The following is a 20,600-nucleotide window of genomic DNA, read 5'->3' as shown; positions in this document are numbered from 1 at the left end:
TCAGCAACGGCGTATACCTGAGGAGACAATGCAACGTCTTTCCTCACACCGCCGCCATCTCTTCCCAATTCGGCCCAGTTTCGAGATTGACGCCGAGCGGCACCACCAGTTGGTAGGCGCTGCTCATCACTTCGCGCAAGAGCTGGGCCGCCGCTGGCACTTCTTCTTCCGGTGCTTCGGCGATTAGCTCGTCATGCACCTGTAAGAGCAAACGAGTGCGCAGGCCGCGTTCGCGCAAGGCGCGATGGACATTGACCATCGCGATCTTCATGATGTCGGCGGCAGTGCCTTGGATTGGCGCGTTGATCGCCTCACGCTCGGCAGCCGCACGCCGCGCACCGCTAGCGCGCAGGTCTTCCATCACCCGCCGGCGGCCAAACAAGGTCTGCACGTAGCCGTGTTGGCGGCCAAATTCGCGCGTTTGATCGATATACCGGCGAATGCCGGGGAATTGGGCAAACAGGTTATCGATCAGTTGGCGGGCAAGGTCGCGCTCGATGCCGAGGCGTTGGGCAAGGCCAAAGGCGCTAATGCCGTAAATTACGCCAAACACCACCGTCTTGGCCACCCGGCGCTGGTTTTTGTCGACCTGATCAGGCGCTACGCCAAACAGGCGGCTGGCCGTGGCGGCGTGAATATCGAGGCCCTGCTGGAAGGCGGCGATCAGGTTTTCGTCGCCGCTGATGTGGGCTAGCACCCGCAACTCGATCTGCGAGTAGTCGGCGGCGACGAAGCGATGGCCGGGGGCGGCGACAAACGCGCGCCGGATTTCGCGACCCTCTTCAGTCCGCACCGGAATGTTTTGCAGGTTGGGATTGTTCGACGACAAGCGACCCGTCGCCGCGCCGATCTGGTTATACGAGGTGTGGATGCGTCCGGTGCGCGGATTGACCAGTTCCGGCAGGGCATCGATATAAGTGCTCTTGAGTTTGGTGAGCTGGCGATAGGTCAGAATATCGGCGGCGATCGGGTAGAGCTGGCTCAGCTCTTCCAACACTTCCGCTGTAATCGAATAGCCGCCACTCTTGAGCTTGCTGAGGCCGTGGGCGCGTGGATCGATGCCCATCCGCTCAAACAAGACCTCGTTCAGTTGCGGGCCGGAATTGATATTAAACGGGCCGCCAGCCTGCGCATAGATGCGTTCGGCCAGCTCGTTGATGCGGTGGGCGAAGCGTTTGCCCAACTCGCGCAGATACTCGTGGTCGAGCAAGATCCCGGCCAGCTCCATATCGGTCAGCACGTCGATCAACGGCAGCTCGACCCGATAGTACAGATCGCGCAGCGCGGCATCGGCGGCCAATTGGGAACGCAACGTCTCGGTGAGGAGCAGGGTGTGCAGCGCATCGGCGGCAGCGTAGGGGGCGGCTTGCTCGATTGGCACTGCGGCAAAGCTGATCTGCTTGCTGCCCCGCCCGATCAGGTCTTCGATCGTCGTTGGCGGTTCGGGCAATTTCAACTCGTAAAAGGCTAAATCCTTCAGCCCCTGCCGTTTGCCCAACATCGCCGCCGCGATCATAGTATCGAACGCCAACCCGGCCACATGGATACCGGCGCCGGCCAGCACTTCGGCATCGAACTTGGCGTTGTGGGCGAATTTGGGCTTGTGCGGGTCGGCAAACAGCGGGCCAAGCGCCGCCACCACCTCGGCCAGCGGCACCTGCTCGCCAACCTCGTGCCCCACCGGCAGATAACAGGCGTCGTCGGGCGTGGTCGCGATGGAAATGCCGACCAAATCACTCCCCACCGCTTGCAAGCTGGTGCATTCGGTATCGAAAGCAAACGCCGGCGCGGCGCGCAGGCGCGCCACCAGATCAGCCAATGCCGCTGAGTCGCGCACAATCCGCGTCGCCGTCGCAGACGGATTGGTTGCCGGCGCTTCGCCGCCAAACAGCGAGAGCTGGGTGGGGCCACCGGCAGCCGGCGGCGCCGCCGGCAGATCGGCGGGCAACTCGGCCAACGCTGGCGCTTGCACCACCGGCGGCAATTTCTTGATCAAATTCGAGCTGACACCGAACTCTAACTCTTGCAAAAGAGCCATCACCGCGGCCCGATCGTACACACCGAGCCGGGCCGCCGCTAGATCGAGCTGCACCGGCGCATCGGTCACAATCGTCGCCAACTGGCGCGAGAAACGGGCTGTATCAGCTTGTTCGTTCAGTAAGTTTTGATAGCGTTTGGGGGCATCACTAATATGTGACAGCAAATGATCGAGCGAGCCAAACTGCTTGAGCAAGGCAATCGCGCCCTTCTCACCGATCCCGCGCACGCCGGGAATATTGTCAGAGGCATCGCCCTTCAGACCGCGCAGATCGGCCAGTTGCGCCGGTTCGAGGCCATCGTACCGCTTGCGCACCTGCTCGACATCGTACAGCGTGACGCTCGTCTTGCCGCCGTATGGGTTGGCCAGCGCCACGCGCACATGCTCGTTCACCAATTGCAGCACATCAGAGTCGCCGGTGAGGATGATCACATCCAACCCCTGCGCAGTCGCTTGGCAGGCCAGTGTGCCGATCACATCATCGGCTTCATACCCCTCGGCAGTGTAGATCGGGATCGACAGCGCCCGCACCAACTGCGTGATCCGCTCAAACTGCGGGTAGAACTCTTCCGGCGTCTCGGCGCGCCCGGCCTTGTAATCGGCGTAGAGATCATCGCGAAAGGTACGCCCGACGTCGAAGGCGACGGCAGCGTATTCAGGCCGGTAATCGGCCAGCGCCGTCAGCAAGATTTGGGCAAAGCCAAACACGGCATAGGTCGGCTCGCCGCGCGACGAGCGCAGACCGCTCTCGCGCAAGGCAAAGAACGCGCGATACGCCAACGCATGGCCGTCAACCAGTACCAACAACGGGCGCGCCATACCAAAGCTCCATTCCCAACGAAGCGCAACACTCGTCATGCGCGTTTGGATTATACCACGCCGCGCTACAGAAACATCCTCGCCAAACGCAACCGGTCGCTTGTCGCTGCGTGGTACAATGTGAACAATGTCAACGGCGCTGGCGTACCACCGCATGCGTGCCTAATGGCTGCGCAGACACCGCCAGCAGCGAACACAACACACCTGACACACTTGTATGACCACAGCCATTGTGACCGATCAGCGGTTCGATCTGCATACATGGCACGGCCACGTCGAACAGGCCAGCCGGCTGCACGCGATCCAGCGCGCCATCCAATCGGCGGGTTTGCTTGGCTACCTCAAACCATTGCCCATCCGCCCGGCGACCGAAGCCGAATTGCTGGCCGTGCATAGCCCGCATATGCTGCACCGGGTGCGCCAACTGGCCAGTTACGGCGGCGGCCAAATCGATAGCGACACCTATGTCACCGCCGATTCGTGGGAGGTAGGGTTGCTGGCGGCAGGCGCGACGATCTGCTTGGCCGAAGCGATCGCTGAAGGGCGTTGTCACAACGGGTTTGCGCTCGTGCGCCCACCCGGCCATCACGCGACCGATACCCGCTCGATGGGGTTCTGTCTCTTCAACAATATCGCAATCGCGGCCCGCGTGCTACTCGACCGCTATGGCTTCAAACGGATCGCGATCATCGACTTTGACGTGCATCACGGCAACGGCACCCAAGACATCTTCTACCGCGATGGGCGGGTGCTCTTCTGTTCGACCCATGCTTCGCCGCTCTACCCCGGCACCGGCGCTATGCACGAGATGGGAGACCCGCGCACTGCCGGCGGCGCTACGCTCAATGTACCGTTACCGTACAGCACTGGCGATCAAGGGTATGACCGCGTCTTCCGCCAGATTATCGGGCCGGCGTTGCGCCGTTTTCAACCCGACATGATGCTGATCTCGGCGGGGTTCGATGCCCACTGGAGCGACCCGATCGGGCCGATGGCGCTTTCGGTCAACGGGTTTGCCCGCATCGTGCAGCATTTGCTCAATTGGGCCGCCGAGCTGTGTGATGGCCGGATCGGCTTCGTGCTGGAGGGTGGCTACAGCTTGCCCGCCCTCGCCGCCGGCGTGGTGGCAACACTCCGCCTAATGGCCGGCATGGATCCCGGCCCAGACCCGATGGGTGGCGTCCAAGCGCCCGAACCAGCGATTGACCATATCATTACCGCCTTGCAGAATCAACATCCGCTCTTGATGCAGACCGGTTATCAGGGAGAAGCATGATTGCAGTGATTAACTACGGCGCCGGCAATCTGCCCAATGTGGTGCGCGCATTGCGGCGAGTTGGCGCCGATTTGACCGTTACCGACAATCCTGATGTGATTCGTTCGGCGCAGGCTGTCGTCTTGCCCGGCGTCGGCGCCACCGCCGATACGATGGCCAGTTTGCGCCAGCTCGGCATTGCCGCTGTCTTGCCGGAAGTGGTGGCAGCAGGCACACCGTTTCTCGGCATTTGCGTCGGCATGCAGGTCTTATTGAGCGAGAGCGAGGAATTCGGCCCCCATCCATGCCTCGATATTGTGCCGGGAACCGTGCGGCGGCTACCCGACAGCGCCGGCAAAATCCCCCAAATCGGCTGGAATCAGGTGCAGATTGCACCGGCGTTTCGCGAACATCCGCTCTTTACCGGCATTCCTGATCGGGCCGATGTCTATTTCGTTCACTCGTACTACTGTGATGTCGCTGATCCGGCGATCATTGCCGCGCGCACCGATTATGGATTGCTCTTTCCGAGTGTGATCATCCGCGACCGGCTGGCGGCGGTGCAGTTTCACCCCGAAAAGAGCGGTGACTATGGCTTGCGCTTGCTCGCCAACTTTGTGGCGTGGAGCGGCGCAACCTCTCAGAGAGGATGAGACATGGAGATTATTCCGGCGATTGATTTGAAAGACGGGCGCTGCGTGCGGTTGTATCAAGGCGATTTCGCCCAGATGACGGTCTACGCCGACGATCCGGTCGCCGTGGCCCGGTCATGGCAAGCGCAAGGGGCAACCCGCCTGCATCTGGTCGATCTCGATGGCGCGCGCGCCGGTAGGCCGCAGAATGTCGATGCGGTCTTGGCAATTACCCAAGCCGTCCAGATTCCGGTGCAACTCGGCGGCGGCTTGCGCCGCGAAGAGGATGTCGAGGCGGCTTTGGCCCTCGGTGTCGAGCGGGTGATTATCGGCACCGCCGCGATCGCCGAAACTGAACTGGTGGCCCGCCTGCTCCATCGCTTCGGCGAGCAGATCGTGATCGGGATCGACGCACGGAACGGGATGGTGGCAACTGATGGCTGGACGGTCACCTCAACCGTGGCGGCGACGATGCTCGCTGCACAGATGGCGGCGCTCGGCGCACGCCGGATCATCTATACTGACATTAGCCGCGACGGTGCGCTCAGCGGCCCGAACTTCACTGCACTGGCCGAATTGATCCGCGCCGATGGCCCGGCGATCATCGCGAGCGGCGGCATTGCCACCCTCGATCACGTGCGCCGGCTGGCCCAGCTTGGGGTCGAGGGAGCGATTATCGGCAAGGCGTTGTACGTGGGAGCGATCAGCTTGCCCGAAGCATTGGCCGTCGCCCAAACGGTGACTTCACAATCATAAGAGGATGGTATGTCGAATTCAGACCTCACTGCGCGTTACGAAGAAGAGCGCCTGCGCGCCCAAGAGCAGTCGCAACTGGTTTACTTGCAAGGCCAGATCGACGAATTGCGCCGTCTGCTCAAAGATCAGACCAACAAGTATCAATGGGCGATGGAGCAGGTGCGCAAGAATGAAGGCGCCATCGCGCAGATGCAAAGCCTCTTCGAGCGGCATACGAGCGAAGTGGCGCAGGCGAACGAGATTGTGCGCCGCGATGTGGTCGCGTTGCGACGCGAAGTAGCGGCGGCGCTGGTGAAGATTGAAGAAGGTGTGCGCCCGCTGCGTGATATGCAGTCGCAGATTCAGCAAATTGCCGAAGCGCGCAAACAAGATCGCGACTTTCTGGCCGGCTGGCTGAGCCGGATCGAGCAGGCCGAGCGCCAAATCGCCGCGTTATCGTCACAGATCAAAGAACTTGATGAGCGCCAACGCCAGTTCGCTCTCCAACTCGAACGCTTGCGCGAAGCTGACGCCGCCGTGATGCAAGAAGTGCGTCGTTTCAATGATGAACTACAGGTCGAGAAACAGCAAATGCGACGGATGGCGGTGGAAGCGCAACAGTTTGTCGCTGATCTCCGCCCCGTCGTTGATGAACAGCGTTCACGGATCGACCGGCTGGAAGAGATTCGCCAGCAAATCGATCTCTTCGCCGAAGCATTGCCGGCGCAAATCAAAGAGTTGAACGCAAGGCTGCCTGACCTCGTGAGCGAAATAAAGCGGATTGAGCGGATCTCGACCGAACGTTTCCTGATGAATCAAGAACGGTTGGAAGAGTTGCGCCAGATGGCTGATGAGCGCATGAGCGCCTTGCAAGAGACTGATGAGCAATATTTACGCCAATTGACGGCATGGCTCGAACGGGTTGATGGATGGTTGCGCGAGCTTGAGCAGCGCCTCACGCGCACAACTGATCGGATGGAGCTTGAACAAAAGGCGCAGCTCTTGCGAATTATGGAATTGGAGCGACGCGAGGCAGAAACCCTCAATGCCCAATTAACCACACTGCGCCAACGGCTCGAACAGGTGCGTGCTGCCCATCTCGAATTGGGCGGTGGCGATCAGCGATCATAAATGCAAGGCGCTGGCGGCAATTGCCCGCTTCAGCGCCTTGGCATCACGCTTGCGCTACCCGCCGCAACACGAAAATGCGCGGGTAGAGCCCGCCGAGATCAACGCGCAGGTGTTGCTCAAGCTGCCATTCCGGCAACTCGGCTAAGGTGCGCTCCATGAGCCGCACTTCGTGGCTGATGATCACTGCGCACCCATCGAGCCGCGTGACGCGGGCAGCTTCGCGCAGCAATGCCGGGTAGAGCATGACATTGCTGGCGTGCGAACCGACTAAATGCCCAAACGGCAGGTCAGCCAACACCACATCAACACTCGCCGGCGGCAATGGCAATTGTTGCGCATCCCAATCGTGCAACGTCACCTTGTGGCTCAGGCCGGCGGCGGCAAGGTTGCGATAGGCGCATGCCAACGCCTCGGGATCGGTATCGCACCCGATCGCCTGCGCTGCCGGCCCGGTCAACAACCGCTCGATCAGCAGCGTACCCGAACCGCATCCCACATTCAACACGCGATCACTAGCGCGCGGCTTGCTCAGCAGCGCCATCGCGTGCGCTACCGGCCCATTGAGCGCCCCTTCGCGATTGCACACCCGCCATGGACGCGTCGCCAATGGGCGCGGCGTCAACCGCACCAGCACATCCCAACCGGCCCGATCACGGCTGGGGCGTAAGCGCAGCACCAGATCGCCATCCTCTTCACCCAGCGCAAGGCCAAGCCGCTCACTGAGCTCGTGTTTGAAACGTCGCAGCACACTGCTCTCAGCGCCGGCAGCGCTGAGAAAGAGGGTTTGAAACGTGTTGGCGGGATGCAACCGGCGCACCGTGTCGATCATCGCTGTCACCGCGCGAAAGTGCTCGTCACCGAGCAGAGCCCGTGGCCGCGGAATGGCAAAACTACGCACGAGAAAGACTGAAATAGCGCAGCGTATATCGAACAGCGCCGGCAACGGGCCGCGCATCGTCGCACTGATCACACCGCTCTCTCCCGGCGGGTCGAGCCTGATGCCGGCGATCCGCTGCGCTTCCGCGCGCGCCAATCCTTCCAAGCCAGCGGGGATAATGATTTCAATTCGGTGCGACATTGTTATACTATTAATTGACAATGAAGAGACGTTGTTATCGAACGTCTTTAGCTGAGGTTAAGCGCTATCGCCTTGTTAGTATACACGCAAAACGCCTATGGACATCGGAACAACTATTTGGCCACCTATGCTGGCGCGACCGCAGGCGCTGGCCGCCAGTTGGTCGCGCTACGACCACGGCGCGCTGCGTGAATACTTGCAACGCGCGCGTGAGATCGGTTTGCAACACGTACGCTTTGATCTGCGCTGGGCAGAGGTGCAGCCAAGTGCGCAGCGGATTGCGGTCGCTGCGCTCGATGGCTTCCACCGCGGCCTTGATCTCGCCCAAGCCAACGGTCTGCACGTGGTTGTCTCGCTGATGAGCGCCACCCTTGGCCCGGCGCTCCATTTGCCCGATTGGGCGCTGGGGGTGCCGGCGCAAGCGTTGACCAACCAAGCGGTGAGCGAGATTTTGGCGACACCGGCGTTGACGATTCTTGACAACACCTTCTACCGGCGCGAACCGGTGCGCGATCTGTACGCCGATCCCGACATGCGGGCCGCGCAACGCTACCTGCTCCGTGAAGTGATCGGTAATTTCGCCGCCCATCCGGCTATTCACGGCTGGTTGCTAGCGGCTGGGATCGAGCGGGTGCGCCCGCCCACCGATCACCGTGATATGGCAGCGTGGTGGGCCGATCTGGCCGAGCGCGCTCGCGCCCACGGCGCCAACCGGCTGTTTGGCCAGATTGATGCTGCTGCGCTGAGCAACCCGGCCAGTTTGCGCCCCTATGACATCGCGATGGCCGGTGGCGAAGTCGTGGTGAGCGCGGGGCCATGGCCGCCGCTCGGCGATGGGCCGCCGGCACGCGGTGAGGCAGTCTGCTTCTTGCACGCCGTGGTTGCCGGTTTACTGGCCGAAGAAGTGAACGACACCGCCGCCACGCAGGTGGTGGTCGCCGATCTCGGCTGGCCCACCGCCCCTCGTCCACAATGGCGCGGCTGGCAGAGCAGTGAAATCTTTGCCCAACCGGCCCAAACCTTCTTGGCCGACGAAGAAGCCGTCGCTACTGCGTTGCAAACCGCCTTGCCAGCACTGGCCCGCGCCGGCGCCGCCGCAGTCTGGCTAGCCGGGATGGTCGATCCAACGGAAGAACAATGGAAGATTCCCCCGTTCGACCGCAGTTGGCCGGCGCGCACATGGGGCTTGTGGACGGCGGATGGCCGCCCGAAAGCGGGTTGGGAGGCGCTGCGCGAGACGATTGGCAGCCTGCCGGCGCAGGGGACGTTGCCAACCCTGCCGGTGGAACCCGACCGCTTCTGGCGCGATCCGGCTACCGAGCTGCGCCGCCTCTGGCGTGAATACCGGGCCGAGATGGTGTGAGCGCAATGGGACACGGCTTGGCACGGGCCGGGCCAACTGTGTCAATCCGTGTCCTCTTCCCCACCAAGATGCGGCGGTTGCCAACCCCATCCGGCCAACAACGCCAGATCGGCCTTAGTCAAGACGCCAGCCGCCGCTGCGCGCGCTAGCAGATCGGGCCGGCGGGCCAGCGTGCGGCGCAGCCGCTCGGCTCGCCGCCAGCGCGCGATCTCACCGTGGTGGCCGGAAAGCAACACCGGCGGCACACTCAACCCTTCCCAAACCGCCGGACGGGTGTAGTGCGGGTATTCAAGCAAAAAGTCGCTGTGGCTCTCTTCGACGATCGACTCGCTATCGATCACACCCGGCACCAAACGGGCAACTGCATCCACCACCACCATTGCCGCCAGCTCACCGCCAGTCAACACATAATCACCGATGCTCAGCTCACGGTCGATCAGCGTCGCGCGCACCCGCTCATCGATCCCTTCATAGTGACCACAAACGAGGATCAAGCGCGGCAAGGCCGCTAATTCGCGCGCAATGCTCTGGTTAAACAGCTCGCCGTCAGGCGTAAGCAGAATGGTTGGCCCGGCTTGCTCGTCAGCGGCGCGCACCGCCCGAATCGCTGCTGCCAACGGCTCAGCCTTCATCACCATACCAGCGCCGCCGCCATACGGCGTGTCATCGGCGGTGCGATGGCGATCGGTCGCCCACTGGCGAATATCGTGCAAGTGAATGGCAATCTTGCCCGCCTGCTGCGCCCGCTTGAGAATGCTCTCGGTCAGCGGCCCCTGAAACATCGCCGGAAAGAGAGTAAGAATGTCAAACCGCATGCCGCTTATGCCTCGACGCTACGCAGATACTGGTCGAAAAACTCGACAACGCGCCGGCAATACGTCACCCGATCGACAAAATACCCGCCGCAATGCTCGGCGCCGGGCACCTCCCACAGCATGCGCGGCTCGCGGGCAGCGTCATACAATTGGCGCGCATGGCTCACCGGGATCAACGAGTCGTCAAGACCGTGGATGATAAAGACCGGACGTGGCGCAATTTGGCCGATGGCGTCAATCGGACGGGCTTGGCTAAAGCGGTAGCCGTGGCGGCGAGCGACGATCGCATCGGCCAAGTGTACTAATGGCTTGGGCGGGATGCGCAGCACTTGAGTGATGCTATGCGCCACCACATCATCACCAGCGGTAAACGAGCTATCGGCCACCAGCGCCCGCACCGACTGATCACGAGCGGTCGCCAGAATACCAACCGCTGCCCCCATCGAATAGCCAACGACGCCGATAGCGGCGCTAGGCATCCGCTGGCGGACATATTCGAGCGCCGCCAGCAAATCGTCAACCTCGCGGCTCACCAGCGTCTGCGGCCATGGATCCGATTCGCCGCGGCCACGATAATCAAACAGCAGCACATTGTAACCGGCTCGCCAGCAATAGCTGCCAATGCCCAATAATTCGTCTTTGCTGCCGGCATGGCCATGGCTGCCCACGATCACCGCATTCGTTTCAGGGCGCGGCAGCCACCATCCCACCAGCCGCAGACCATCGCTGCTGCGAAACTCAACCGTCTCAAACGGCACCCCTAACTCCCACGGCGTAAAGGTATAGCTATCGAGATAGGTACGGCGCGGCGGCGGGCTGACCCGCAAACTGACATAGTACGCCGTCCCGGTAATCCCCCCTAACACACCGATGGCGCCGGTCAGCGCCATCGGTAACAGACTCCAGCCAGATTTTGCTGCCATACTCCTATCCTCGCGCAGTTCCGACAAACTCAAACACCGGCGTGGCCTGCGGCTGCAAGAGCAGATGGATCTCATACAACCCATCGGCATGCCGGCCATGGAATGGCACGCCCAAGCCGGTCGCCAGCCGGATCATAGCGGTATTATCGGCATGCGTCAAAAAGATCAACCGCTCAAGGTTAGCGGCCCGCGCCTCGGCGAGCAGTAGTTCCAGCATTTTACGCCCGACCCCAGTCCCATGATAGTCATCTCGCACCAGAATCGACGCTTCAGCCGCTTTGGGGTTATGCGGCAAGCGGGCAAAACGGGCGACCGCAATCGACTCCTCGCGCCCATGCTCATCGGCCAACGCCACCAACGCCACCTCGCGGCGTGGATTAATCGCCGCCAACCGTTGCGCCGATTTATGCACTAGTTCCGGCGAGGCATGCTCAGCGGCGATGAAAAACCGGCGATAGATCGATTCCGGCGACAAGCGATAAAACATCCGCTCGAGCAATTCGGCATCTGCAGCGGCAAGGCTGCGCACGCGCAACGTGCGGCCATCACGGGTGGTAATGGTGAGCGGCATTGACTGGCTAACACGTTGTTCGTTCATACCGACCTCCGGCATCGCTCGTGCTCTGGCAGCAGAGGAAACAGAGCAGATACGGCAGATTGCACACCTTCGAGCATCTGAGCTGATGCGTGCCGCCGCTGCGCTGCACATACGGCGCTAAAGGTATTGTAGCATGAGAATGGTACACTGTTGCACTTCCATAACGCAATGCGTTATGGAAGAATGACAACCAAACTGCCTGCGCTCGCGCCGGCCTGCCGGACGGCCAGTAGGCAGACTGCGCCATGAACTGCTTATCGCCAATGAACAGTGAGGATCGTTTGCCTGAACTGATTGCGATTGTTGGCCCCACCGCCGTGGGTAAAACCGAACTAGCGGTCGCATGGGCGCAGCAGATGAACGGCGAGATTGTCTCTGCCGATTCGCGCCAAATCTACCGTGGCATGGACATCGGCACCGCCAAGCCAACCCTTGCCGAACGCGCGCAAGCGCCGCACCACCTGATCGACATCCGCGACCCCGACCAGTCGTTTTCGTTGGCCGAATTTCACGATCTGGCGCTGGCAGCGATCGCCGATATTCAAGCGCGCGGGCGCACGCCGCTGCTGGTTGGCGGCACCGGGCAATATCTGGCGGCTGTTTTGGAAGGCTGGCAGATTCCGCGCGTCGCCCCCCAGCCAGAACTACGCGCCGAACTTGAACACGTTGCGGCGCAAGAGGGCGCTGCCGCGCTCCATGCCCGCCTCGCCGCGGTTGATCCGGTCGCGGCGGCGCGCATTCCGGCCACCAACGTGCGGCGGGTCATACGCGCACTCGAAGTCTATCTGGTCAGCGGCGAACCGATCTCGCGCCTCCAAGAGCGGCAACCGCCTCCCTTTCGCCCGCGCACAATCTGGTTGCACCGGCCACGCGCCGAACTCTACGCCCGCGCCGATGCCCGCATCGAACGCATGATCGCTACCGGCTTGGTTGCAGAGGTCGCAAACCTGCTGGCCCGCGGCTACGATTGGTCGCTGCCGGCCATGTCGAGCCTTGGTTATATTCAGTTCCGGCCTTATTTTGAAGGGACTGCTGACCTGACAACCTGCATCGAACGGCTGCGCTTCGACACCCACGCCTTCATTCGCCGGCAAGAGATGTGGTTCCGCCGTTTGCCCAACCTTGAAATCTGGACGCCTGATCACCCGGCTTGGCGCGCCATCATCGCTTGAAAAACATCGTATTCGCGCACCACATGCTCAAGAAACCGTTCGGGATGGCCATCAGCCGGGGGCAATTCGAGCCGCTGGCGCATTAAGGCTGCAAGCTGCCCGGCCAGCGCGAGGCGCGCATCTTCACTGAGCGTATCGCGGCAGCGCAAGAAGTCAAACACGAGCGCCATATCCGCCAGCGATAAGCGCTCGAGGTGCGGCAACAACGGCGTTGGCGGCGCATCGGGCGCACGCGGCGGCACCTGTACTCTGACCGGGCTTAAGATGTGGTCAAGCGTGATGAGATTGCCTTCGCGCACCACTACCGTACCGGCGGTGAGATCACCCAGCCGGCGGTTGTGGCGATCGATAAAGATGGTGAGCAGGCCAATGCCGTAACCGAACGGCAAAAAGTCAATCGCCCGCATCAGATTACGCACCACAACCGCTGCACCGTCGACCGGACGGCCTCCCTCGCGCAACACGCGCAACCGCAACCACCGCTTCCCCGGCGTCTGGCCGTTCCAGATCAACTCGAAAAAGACGTAATAGCCCCAATTCAGCACAAAAGCGAACACCGCCCACAATGCCCACAGCAGGTCTTCATTGCCAACCCCAAAACTGTTGCTAGTAGACATGACGGTGAAAGCCATCATCAGGAACGTGATCAAAATCGTATAATCAATCACCGCCGCCAGACTCCGGCTGGCCAATCCGGCGGTGGTATAGGTCATGATGACGCCTTCGGGCGTCTCGACGCGATACGTATTGGCAATGCGATCGGCGGTAAGCATTCGGGTAGAGTAGCAATCTATGGAGTGCAGCAGTTCCACTGCCGCACGCTGCGATTCTTCAGCTATGGAGTGCGGCAGTTCCACTGCCGCACACTGCCATCACGATCAGAGCAGGACAGAGCGCAGCATACACCCACTTCCAGCCATCATCAATGATGCGCTCAACGCCACCTGCCCATCCATCACCAACCCGTTACTGGCTCGGCAACTCGGCATCATCAGGCGGCGCCGAGACCAATTCTGGTACATGCTCCGCCTCCAGATGCTTCATATCATTCACCGCTTTGACCCGCCAGTGCTTGTAACCAATTTCGAGAATCGTGATCGATGTGTTGCCGATATGCGGGTAGCGGCCAAAATGCGTGTCGTGAAAGTTTTCGGCATGGGCTAACAAGGCCCGCACACAGCCGCCATGGGTGACAAAAGCCAGCGTTTGGCCACGATGCTGAGCCACCATCGCCTCGACGGCGGTCACCACCCGCTGCCGCAGCGCCGCCACCGTCTCGCCACCGCCGCGCGGCAAATCGTGACCCTGCATAATCTGCGCCCATTCATCAGGGAATTGCGTCCGCACCTCATCCGTGGTGAGACCGCTCCAACGCCCGGTATCAATCTCGCGCAACGCCGGCAACAATTGCACCGGCACCTTCAGTACCGCGCCAATCTCCCACGCCGTCTGGTACGCGCGTGACAGATCACTGCTATAGATAGCGGCAAATGTCACCCCCTCGCGCGCCAGCCGGTTGGCTAACAAACGCGCCTGCCGGTAGCCAATCTCGTTGAGCGGAATGTCAGCATGGCCTTGCCAGCGTCCCTGCATATTCCAGTCAGTCTCGCCGTGACGGATCAAATAGACGGTGGTCATGTCATTCTCCGCGAAGAAGCCATTGGTTCTCTTGCTATGGTAACACAGAGTTATGACCGGAATGTTAAACGACCGGCAAGAGGATTGGCGATCGTGGCTGTGGACTCCCCCGCTCCCCTGTTGTCATTGCGAGATGCATAGGCGGAGCAATTGCTCCGCCAATGCGCCGAAGCAATCTCCCCCTTCAGCGGAGGAGATGCCGGTCAGTGCCCCTCCCCTCTTGTCATTGCGAGGTGCAGGGGCGACGCATCGCGTTGCCCCTGCGCCGAAGCAATCTCCTCTTTCAGCGGAAGCCATTTCTCTAAGCACACCTCTCCCGCCACAGCAGGAGATTGCTTCGGGCGCTGCGCGCCCTCGCAATGACAGGCGGCATGCGCCCCGCGCTGCTCTGCGCGCCCACCCTTCCCGCTCCCCTCTTGTCATTGCGAGGTGCAGGGGCGACGCATCGCGTTGCCCCTGCGCCGAAGCAATCTCCCCCTTCAGCGGAAGCCATTTCTCTAAGCACACCTCTCCCGCCACAGCAGGAGAGTGCTTCGGGCGCTCCGCGCCCTCGCAATGACCGGCGGAATACAGGTGAGCGCATTTCCTCATCACCTAACACATTGTTTTCTTACGTAAACATCACCGTGTATCAAATACTAGATATGCTGGTAATAATGTGGTAATAGGGGCAGGTAATCTGTCAGCCGCAAGGTTTGTTTCCACCGCAGGCTATGGCGTCGTAAGCGTTCGCTTACGCGCAGCCGCGTTGTGGCACACCTTGGTGTTCGTTCGCCTGAGGTCTTAGCGATTGTTGCAGGAGTTCCCAACATGTCAAGCGTGCTTCGTTATGTCGCCTTACTGACGGTTCTTACCCTCACCTTGGCTGGTATGCCGTTGGCGCTGCCGGTCGCGGCCGCCGCAATGCCGGTAGCGCCGCTGCTAACCGCTGATGGCGCCTTGCGGGCCGATGCGCTCGCCCCCGGTGCGCTCGATCTTACCGGCTGGAATGTCACCCTCGACCCAGCACGCGGGCCGGTGTTCCGCCCCGCCACGCTGGCGAGCACGACGGGGTGGGAGCATTTGGGATCGGGGATTGACGGCGCACTGAATGATGAGGTCAATGCAATTGCGATTGACAGCACGGGCCGGGTATACGTGGGTGGCGCGTTTACCGATGTCGCCGGGATTGCCACGGCTGATCATGTGGCTATGTGGAATCCAGCCACTCAAACGTGGAGCGCGTTGGGCAGCAATGGCAACGGCAATGGCGCGCTGAATGGCGACGTCAAGGCATTAGCCATCGATAGCAATGGCCGGGTGTTTGTTGGCGGTTCGTTCACCAATGCTGCCGGTATCGCCACTGCCGATTATATCGCGCGCTGGAACCCCACGACCCAAACGTGGAGTGCGTTAGGCAGCAATGGCAGTGGCAATGGCGCATTGAACGGCGATGTAACCGCCCTCACCATCGCGAGCAATAGCCGGGTGTATGTCGGCGGTTTGTTCACCAATGCTGCCGGAATCAGCGGCGCTAACTGGGTGGTAGTGTGGAATCCGATTTCGCAAACATGGAGCAGATTAGGCACTGTCAATGGCGGCGTTTTGATGGGTGATGCGATTCAGGCGCTCGCTGTTGATAACAGTGGCCGAGTGTATGTGGGTGGATGGTTCTTCAATTGGCACAACATCGCCGCTGCTGACTATATCGTGATGTGGAATCCGGTCACTCAAACATGGAATGCGCTGGGGAGTAATGGCAGCGGCGACGGCGCACTGAATGATCGCGTTCATGCGCTTGTTGTCGATACTAGTGGCAAGGTATACGTAGGTGGACGGTTTACCGATGCGGCTGACCTCGCTGAGGCTGATTACGTCGCACGCTGGGATCCATCTACCCTGACATGGAGTGCCCTCGGCAGCGATGGCAGTGGTGACGGCGCGTTGGGAATAGCGGTCTTTACCTTGGCCATCGATACCAGTGGCCGGCTCTACGCCGGTGGCGGCATTGACGGCGGCTGGTTTGTGGTGGATGGCTCGATGGCGATGTGGAATCCGGCAACCCAGACGTGGACTGCGTTGGGAAGTGATGGCAGCTCGATTGTCACCATACCATGGAGCGGGATCGATACATTGGCAATCGATAGCAATGGCCGGATCTATATCGGGGGCCGTTTTAAGGACGTAGCCGGTCTCTTCAATGCTGACAATATCGCTATGTGGAGTTCGGCGGACCAAACGTGGAGCGCGTTGGGTGATGGCCCTGATGGTGCATTAGATGACTCTGTCTATGCGCTGGCCATCGCCCCCGATGGCAAGGTATACGTGGGTGGCTGGTTTGAAGATGCTGCTGGCATTCCCGAAGCTGATAACATAGCCATGTGGGATCCGGCTACCCAGCAGTGGAACGCATTGGGGAGCAATGGCAACGGTGATGGGGCGATTGCAGGTGTTCGTAGCAGCGTCTTTAGCCTCGCCATCGCTCCCGAAGGCAAGGTATATGTGGGTGGCGCTTTTGACGATGTTGCCGGCATTCCCGAAGCTGATAACGTAGCGATATGGGATCCGGTTAACGAGCAATGGAGCGCTCTCGGCAGCAACGGCAGCGGCGATGGCGCATTGAGCAATACGGTCTACGCACTAGCCATCGCCCCCGATGGCAAGGTATACGCAGGTGGCAGCTTCACCAATGCCGCAGAGAACGCCGCCGCCGATTATGTAGCGGTATGGGATCCCGTTACCGAACAGTGGGGTGCTCTCGGTAGCAATGGCAGCGGCGATGGTGCTGTCGGACAAGGCTCAGACTACCCACGTGTCTATGCGTTGGCCATCGATGCCAACGGGCGGGTGTATGTTGGCGGGGATTTCATAAATGTTGCTGGCATTGCCGCTGCCGATTACGTAGCCATGTGGAATCCATCGACCCAGCGATGGAGCGCCCTTGGCAGCAATAGCAGCGGCGATGGCGTCATTAGCGGCGAGTATGTTGATGTATCAGCCCTTGCCATTGATGCGAACGGCCGGGTCTATGTCGGCGGCACTTTTGATAATTTAGCCGGAATCGCTGCGGCCGATAGCGTAGCAGTGTGGAATCCGGCAACTGGACGGTGGAGTGCGCTTGGTAATGGTTTACAGAGTGAATATAGCTATGTTGCGGCATTGGCAGTGGATGCAAAGGAACGGGTCTACATAGGCGGCATATTTAGCGATGGGGGTGGGATCGCCGCTGCCGATGCGCTGGTTGTATGGGATCCGATCACCTAGACATGGAGCGCGGTGGGTAGCGATGGCAATGGGGATGGCGCAATTCTCTATAACACCGTCAATGCACTGGCCATCGATAGTAGGGGCAAATTGTACATTGGGGGCAGCTTTGAAAACGTTGCTAACGACCTGTTCGCCGATTTCGTAGCGGCCTACCAAATGCCTGACGTGTTCCGGGTGTTTGTGCCGGCGATCAACCGGTGAGGAATTGGTCTGCTGCCGCTCATTGGGCAGGCGCACGCTCCGGTTGTCATTGCGAGGTGCATGGGCAGCGCAGAGCGCTGCCCCTGTGCGCCCGCTCCTCCCGCTCCCCTCCTGTCATTGCGAGGTGCGTGGGCAGAGCTTTGCTCTGCCCACGCGCCGAAGCAATCTCCCCCTTCAGCGGAAGCCATTTCTCTAAGCACACCTCTCCCTCTACAGCAGGAGATTGCTTCGGGCGCTACGCGCCCTCGCAATGACAGGCAAAATGCGCCCCGCGCGGCCCATACGCCCCCCTCCTGTCATTGCGAGGTGCATAGGCAGAGCGTTGCTCTGCCCTGCGCCGAAGCAATCTCCTTCTTCAGCGAAAGCCCTTCCCTTTTGCGTCCAATCTCTCGCTCAATTCACGATAAGAGGCTCGTTTTGTCCATGGTAAAGATGCGGTATGATGGGCCAAGGTTCAAACGAAGACACTCGGACAAATTATGTTCACCCACACGACTGAACAATTCACACCGCAAGAGATTGCCCTGCTCCAGCCGTTTGTCACCAATGTTGACCGGCCAGTCTTCTGTTTGCGCAATTTGCCGGAAGTGGTGAAAGGGGCGCTGTTTGCGCGCTATAGCCGCAGCACGAAGAGCTTGCGCCGCCTCTTGCTCGACGAATTCATCACTGAACCAGAGTCGGGGTTCGCCGCGATTGTGTCGGCAGTAGGCGATAGTCCGGCAGCGCAATTGGTCGCCGCGCGCCAAGCCGAGGCCTTTTACGAGCGGGTGCTGATCGGGTATGGCGACGACTCGGTGGCCGAATTGGGTGGCGCGCACTTGGCCTGCGAAGGCGTGAGCAACATCGCCGCAAAGCTGCTCGAAGACAGCCGGTTGGGCTTGTCGCCGCTGGAAAAATCGACCCGCTATGTCCGGTTTGATCTGCCGGGGCCGGATGGCTACCGCTACCTGCGCGAGCCGGCGCTGATGGCGTCACCGTTTGCGGAACGCTACACGGCGACGATGGATAACCTCTTCGCGACGTATAGTGCGTTGCTCGATCCGGTGCAAGCGTGGCTGCAAGCGACGTTCCCCCGCGACGAGGCGACGACGCCGCGCGCCTACCGCAATGCGATTCAGGCCAAGGCGCTCGATCTGTTGCGCGGGTTGTTGCCGATGGCAACCCAAACCAACGTCGGGTTGTTTGGCAATGGCCGCGCCTTTGAGTATCTGATCATCAAGCTCGCTGCGGCCCCCTTCGCCGAAGCGCGCGCCTTGAGCGAGGCGATCCAAACCGAGTTGGATTATGTCATTCCGGCCTTTGTCAAACGCGCGCGCAGCGAACGCGGCAAGGCGTATGCCGCGTATCTAGCGGCTACCCGCGAGCAGGCGGCAACGCTGGCTGCGCAGCTCGACCTCGCACCGGCAGAGGGGACAGAGCTTGCAGTGCGCTTGGTTGATTACGATCCGCAGGCGGAAGAAAAGACGGTCGCCGCCATCCTCTACCCGCATCTCGATCTGCCGCTGGATGCGATCCTCACCCACGTCAAAGCGATGCCGGCGCATGAACGGCAAGCAATCATCGCCGCCGCCGTTGGCGAGCGGGCCAGCCGCTTCCACCGGCCCGGTCGCGCCTTCGAGGAGCCGTATTACACCTTTGATATCTTGGCCGACATCGGCGCCTACCGCGATCTCCAGCGCCACCGCGTGCTGACCCAAGAACGGCAGCGCTTTACCGTCAGCCACGGCTACGTCACCCCGCCCGAACTTGACCTGATCGGCGTTGCGCCGCAGTACCGCGCCGCGCTTGAGCAGGCCGCCAAATTAGTGACCGACCTGCAACGCGACTTCCCCAATGAAGCGCAGTACGCAGTGCCGTTCGCCTTCCGCATCCGCTGGCGGGTGAAGCTCAATCTGCGCGAAGCTTACCATCTGATCGAACTGCGCAGCGCGCGCCAAGGCCACCCCGCCTACCGCCAGATTGCCCAGTTGATGTTTCAGGCCATCAACGCGGTGCATCCCACCCTCGCCGCCGGCATGCGGTTTGTTGACCAGCACGATTACGACCTCGAACGGCTGGCCGCCGAGCAGCGGATCGATCAGAAGCGACAGGGGCGGTAACGCCGGGAGCCATCCCGCGGAGCGCGGGCCGCTAGCGAAAGCGCGCTCGGCGCTCCGTTGCTGTCTCCATTCAGACGCAAAGCGAGCAAAGGCGCAGAGGATGGAACGCAAAGACGCTGAGAACGCAGAGGGTCGCAAAGGGTTTGGAATGGGTTCATCTACTGCACCCTCAGCGCCCCTTCGCGGTAAACTGTCCCCCACTCTTGCCATCCTCCACCGGCAAGGAGAACCAGACTCCTCCCCCTAGCGGGGTGTAGAGAATTTTTTACCGCAGAGACGCAGAGGGTTATTGGGATCCCCACCCCTAGCCCCTTCTTTTGCCGTTAGGTGGGAGAGGGGATCGGGGCCGGAGGGTGAGCCATCAGCCCGCGCAGCGGGCTTTGTAACCCTAGCCCGGCCCTGAAGGGCCGGGTGCCGGACAGATGTTCTGTCCGCTCGTAAACCCCAGCGGGGGAGGGGTGATCCTCTCCCCCAGCCCCTCTCCCACTGGCGCGAGAGAGGGGTTTTGCTGTGTTCCGCTCCGGCACGACCTTGCCCGCCATCCAGCGGCTTCCCCCCTCCTGCTGTAAGATGGGAAAGGGGGGCAGGGGGTAAGGGCCATCAGCCCACACAGCGAGCTGTGCAAGCATAACCCGGCCCATTAGGGCCGGGCTCTTCATACAGATGTGCTGTTTACCCTTAACAGATTGGTGTTAAACTGGGAAATGGTGCCGGAGACGGGACTCGAACCCGTAAGGGGTTTCCCCCAGCGGTTTTTAAGACCGCAGCGTTTGCCATTTCGCCACTCCGGCAAACTCACGTTTTTCCTATTATAGCAAATTTGGGCAAACCAATGGCATAGCCACAAACGCGCCATT

The 20,600-nt window shown here is 60.9% G+C and carries 16 protein-coding genes and 1 tRNA gene; 9 read left to right on the top strand and 8 right to left on the bottom strand.

The genetic code is table 11. The annotated features are described in order from the left end of the window. Nucleotides 1-43: 43 nt before the first annotated feature. A complete protein-coding gene (gene polA / locus A6A03_RS19685) occupies nucleotides 44-2,857 on the bottom strand; it encodes a DNA polymerase I (protein WP_066791638.1) in 2,814 nt (937 codons plus the stop codon). Between the two features lie 217 nt (nucleotides 2,858-3,074). Between polA and A6A03_RS19680 the strand changes: the two genes are divergently transcribed. The 4 genes from A6A03_RS19680 to A6A03_RS19665 are packed head-to-tail and all read left to right on the top strand — an operon-like array spanning nucleotide 3,075 to nucleotide 6,610. After that, the gene (locus A6A03_RS19680; protein WP_066791636.1) at nucleotides 3,075-4,133 is read left to right on the top strand and encodes a histone deacetylase family protein; all 1,059 of its coding nucleotides are present in this window, start codon (nucleotides 3,075-3,077) and stop codon (nucleotides 4,131-4,133) included. Continuing rightward, the gene (gene hisH, locus A6A03_RS19675; protein ID WP_066791634.1) at nucleotides 4,130-4,765 is read left to right on the top strand and encodes an imidazole glycerol phosphate synthase subunit HisH; all 636 of its coding nucleotides are present in this window, start codon (nucleotides 4,130-4,132) and stop codon (nucleotides 4,763-4,765) included. Before A6A03_RS19680 ends, hisH begins: the two co-directional genes overlap by 4 nt. Nucleotides 4,766-4,768: 3 nt before the next feature. Continuing rightward, nucleotides 4,769-5,500 carry a 1-(5-phosphoribosyl)-5-[(5-phosphoribosylamino)methylideneamino]imidazole-4-carboxamide isomerase gene (gene hisA, locus A6A03_RS19670; RefSeq protein ID WP_066791631.1) on the top strand — a complete coding sequence of 244 codons (732 nt, stop codon included), beginning with the start codon at nucleotides 4,769-4,771 and terminating at the stop codon, nucleotides 5,498-5,500. A gap of 9 nt (nucleotides 5,501-5,509) precedes the next feature. Further along, on the top strand, nucleotides 5,510-6,610 hold the full coding sequence (locus A6A03_RS19665; protein ID WP_066791630.1) for a hypothetical protein: 1,101 nt from the start codon (nucleotides 5,510-5,512) through the stop codon (nucleotides 6,608-6,610). Nucleotides 6,611-6,653: 43 nt separating this feature from the next. Here A6A03_RS19665 and A6A03_RS19660 read toward each other — a convergent pair whose 3' ends face one another. Beyond that, entirely contained in the window at nucleotides 6,654-7,688 is a 1,035-nt protein-coding gene (locus tag A6A03_RS19660; RefSeq protein ID WP_066791628.1) for a methyltransferase domain-containing protein, read from the bottom strand. A 97-nt stretch (nucleotides 7,689-7,785) separates the two neighbouring features. On the opposite strand from A6A03_RS19660, the gene A6A03_RS19655 reads away from it, so the two are divergent. Further along, a complete protein-coding gene (locus A6A03_RS19655; protein ID WP_066791626.1) occupies nucleotides 7,786-9,051 on the top strand; it encodes a glycoside hydrolase 5 family protein in 1,266 nt (421 codons plus the stop codon). Nucleotides 9,052-9,092: 41 nt separating this feature from the next. On the opposite strand, the gene trmD is transcribed toward A6A03_RS19655, so the two are convergent. Genes trmD through A6A03_RS19640 form a run of 3 tightly spaced genes read right to left on the bottom strand, consistent with a single transcriptional unit; the run spans nucleotide 9,093 to nucleotide 11,387 of the window. Further along, nucleotides 9,093-9,866 carry a tRNA (guanosine(37)-N1)-methyltransferase TrmD gene (trmD, locus tag A6A03_RS19650; protein WP_066791624.1) on the bottom strand — a complete coding sequence of 258 codons (774 nt, stop codon included), beginning with the start codon at nucleotides 9,864-9,866 and terminating at the stop codon, nucleotides 9,093-9,095. A gap of 5 nt (nucleotides 9,867-9,871) precedes the next feature. Then, nucleotides 9,872-10,789, bottom strand: a complete 918-nt coding sequence (locus A6A03_RS19645; RefSeq protein ID WP_066791622.1) for an alpha/beta hydrolase — start codon at nucleotides 10,787-10,789, stop codon at nucleotides 9,872-9,874. 4 nt (nucleotides 10,790-10,793) lie between these two features. Then, nucleotides 10,794-11,387: a GNAT family N-acetyltransferase gene (locus A6A03_RS19640; RefSeq protein ID WP_066791619.1), complete on the bottom strand. Its 594-nt coding sequence runs from the start codon at nucleotides 11,385-11,387 to the stop codon at nucleotides 10,794-10,796. Nucleotides 11,388-11,668: 281 nt separating this feature from the next. On the opposite strand from A6A03_RS19640, the gene miaA reads away from it, so the two are divergent. Continuing rightward, nucleotides 11,669-12,559: a tRNA (adenosine(37)-N6)-dimethylallyltransferase MiaA gene (miaA, locus tag A6A03_RS19635; protein ID WP_066791721.1), complete on the top strand. Its 891-nt coding sequence runs from the start codon at nucleotides 11,669-11,671 to the stop codon at nucleotides 12,557-12,559. Here the strand turns inward: miaA and A6A03_RS19630 are convergent. Both A6A03_RS19630 and A6A03_RS19625 read right to left on the bottom strand, forming a co-directional pair. Beyond that, the gene (locus A6A03_RS19630; protein WP_066791617.1) at nucleotides 12,529-13,332 is read right to left on the bottom strand and encodes an RDD family protein; all 804 of its coding nucleotides are present in this window, start codon (nucleotides 13,330-13,332) and stop codon (nucleotides 12,529-12,531) included. The genes miaA and A6A03_RS19630 overlap by 31 nt on opposite strands. 193 nt (nucleotides 13,333-13,525) lie before the next feature. Then, nucleotides 13,526-14,197 (bottom strand): histidine phosphatase family protein, encoded by a 672-nt coding sequence (locus A6A03_RS19625; protein WP_066791615.1) that lies wholly within the window; start codon nucleotides 14,195-14,197, stop codon nucleotides 13,526-13,528. Between the two features lie 810 nt (nucleotides 14,198-15,007). Here A6A03_RS19625 and A6A03_RS19620 point away from each other — a divergent pair. The 3 genes from A6A03_RS19620 to A6A03_RS19610 all read left to right on the top strand — a co-directional run bounded on the left by A6A03_RS19620 (nucleotide 15,008) and on the right by A6A03_RS19610 (nucleotide 19,743). Then, the gene (locus A6A03_RS19620) at nucleotides 15,008-17,440 is read left to right on the top strand and encodes a ligand-binding sensor domain-containing protein (protein WP_066791613.1); all 2,433 of its coding nucleotides are present in this window, start codon (nucleotides 15,008-15,010) and stop codon (nucleotides 17,438-17,440) included. A gap of 12 nt (nucleotides 17,441-17,452) precedes the next feature. Beyond that, nucleotides 17,453-17,644 (top strand): hypothetical protein, encoded by a 192-nt coding sequence (locus A6A03_RS19615; protein WP_066791611.1) that lies wholly within the window; start codon nucleotides 17,453-17,455, stop codon nucleotides 17,642-17,644. 479 nt (nucleotides 17,645-18,123) lie between these two features. Continuing rightward, complete coding sequence (locus tag A6A03_RS19610) at nucleotides 18,124-19,743, top strand: FAD-dependent thymidylate synthase (RefSeq protein ID WP_066791609.1); 1,620 nt, start codon at nucleotides 18,124-18,126, stop codon at nucleotides 19,741-19,743. 705 nt (nucleotides 19,744-20,448) lie between these two features. Here A6A03_RS19610 and A6A03_RS19600 read toward each other — a convergent pair. Beyond that, nucleotides 20,449-20,534: transfer RNA gene (locus tag A6A03_RS19600), tRNA-Leu, on the bottom strand. Nucleotides 20,535-20,600: the final 66 nt, after the last annotated feature.

It is taken from the genome of Chloroflexus islandicus, assembly GCF_001650695.1.
Lineage (GTDB): Bacteria > Chloroflexota > Chloroflexia > Chloroflexales > Chloroflexaceae > Chloroflexus > Chloroflexus islandicus.
This window is presented reverse-complemented; position numbering and strand designations above follow the sequence as displayed.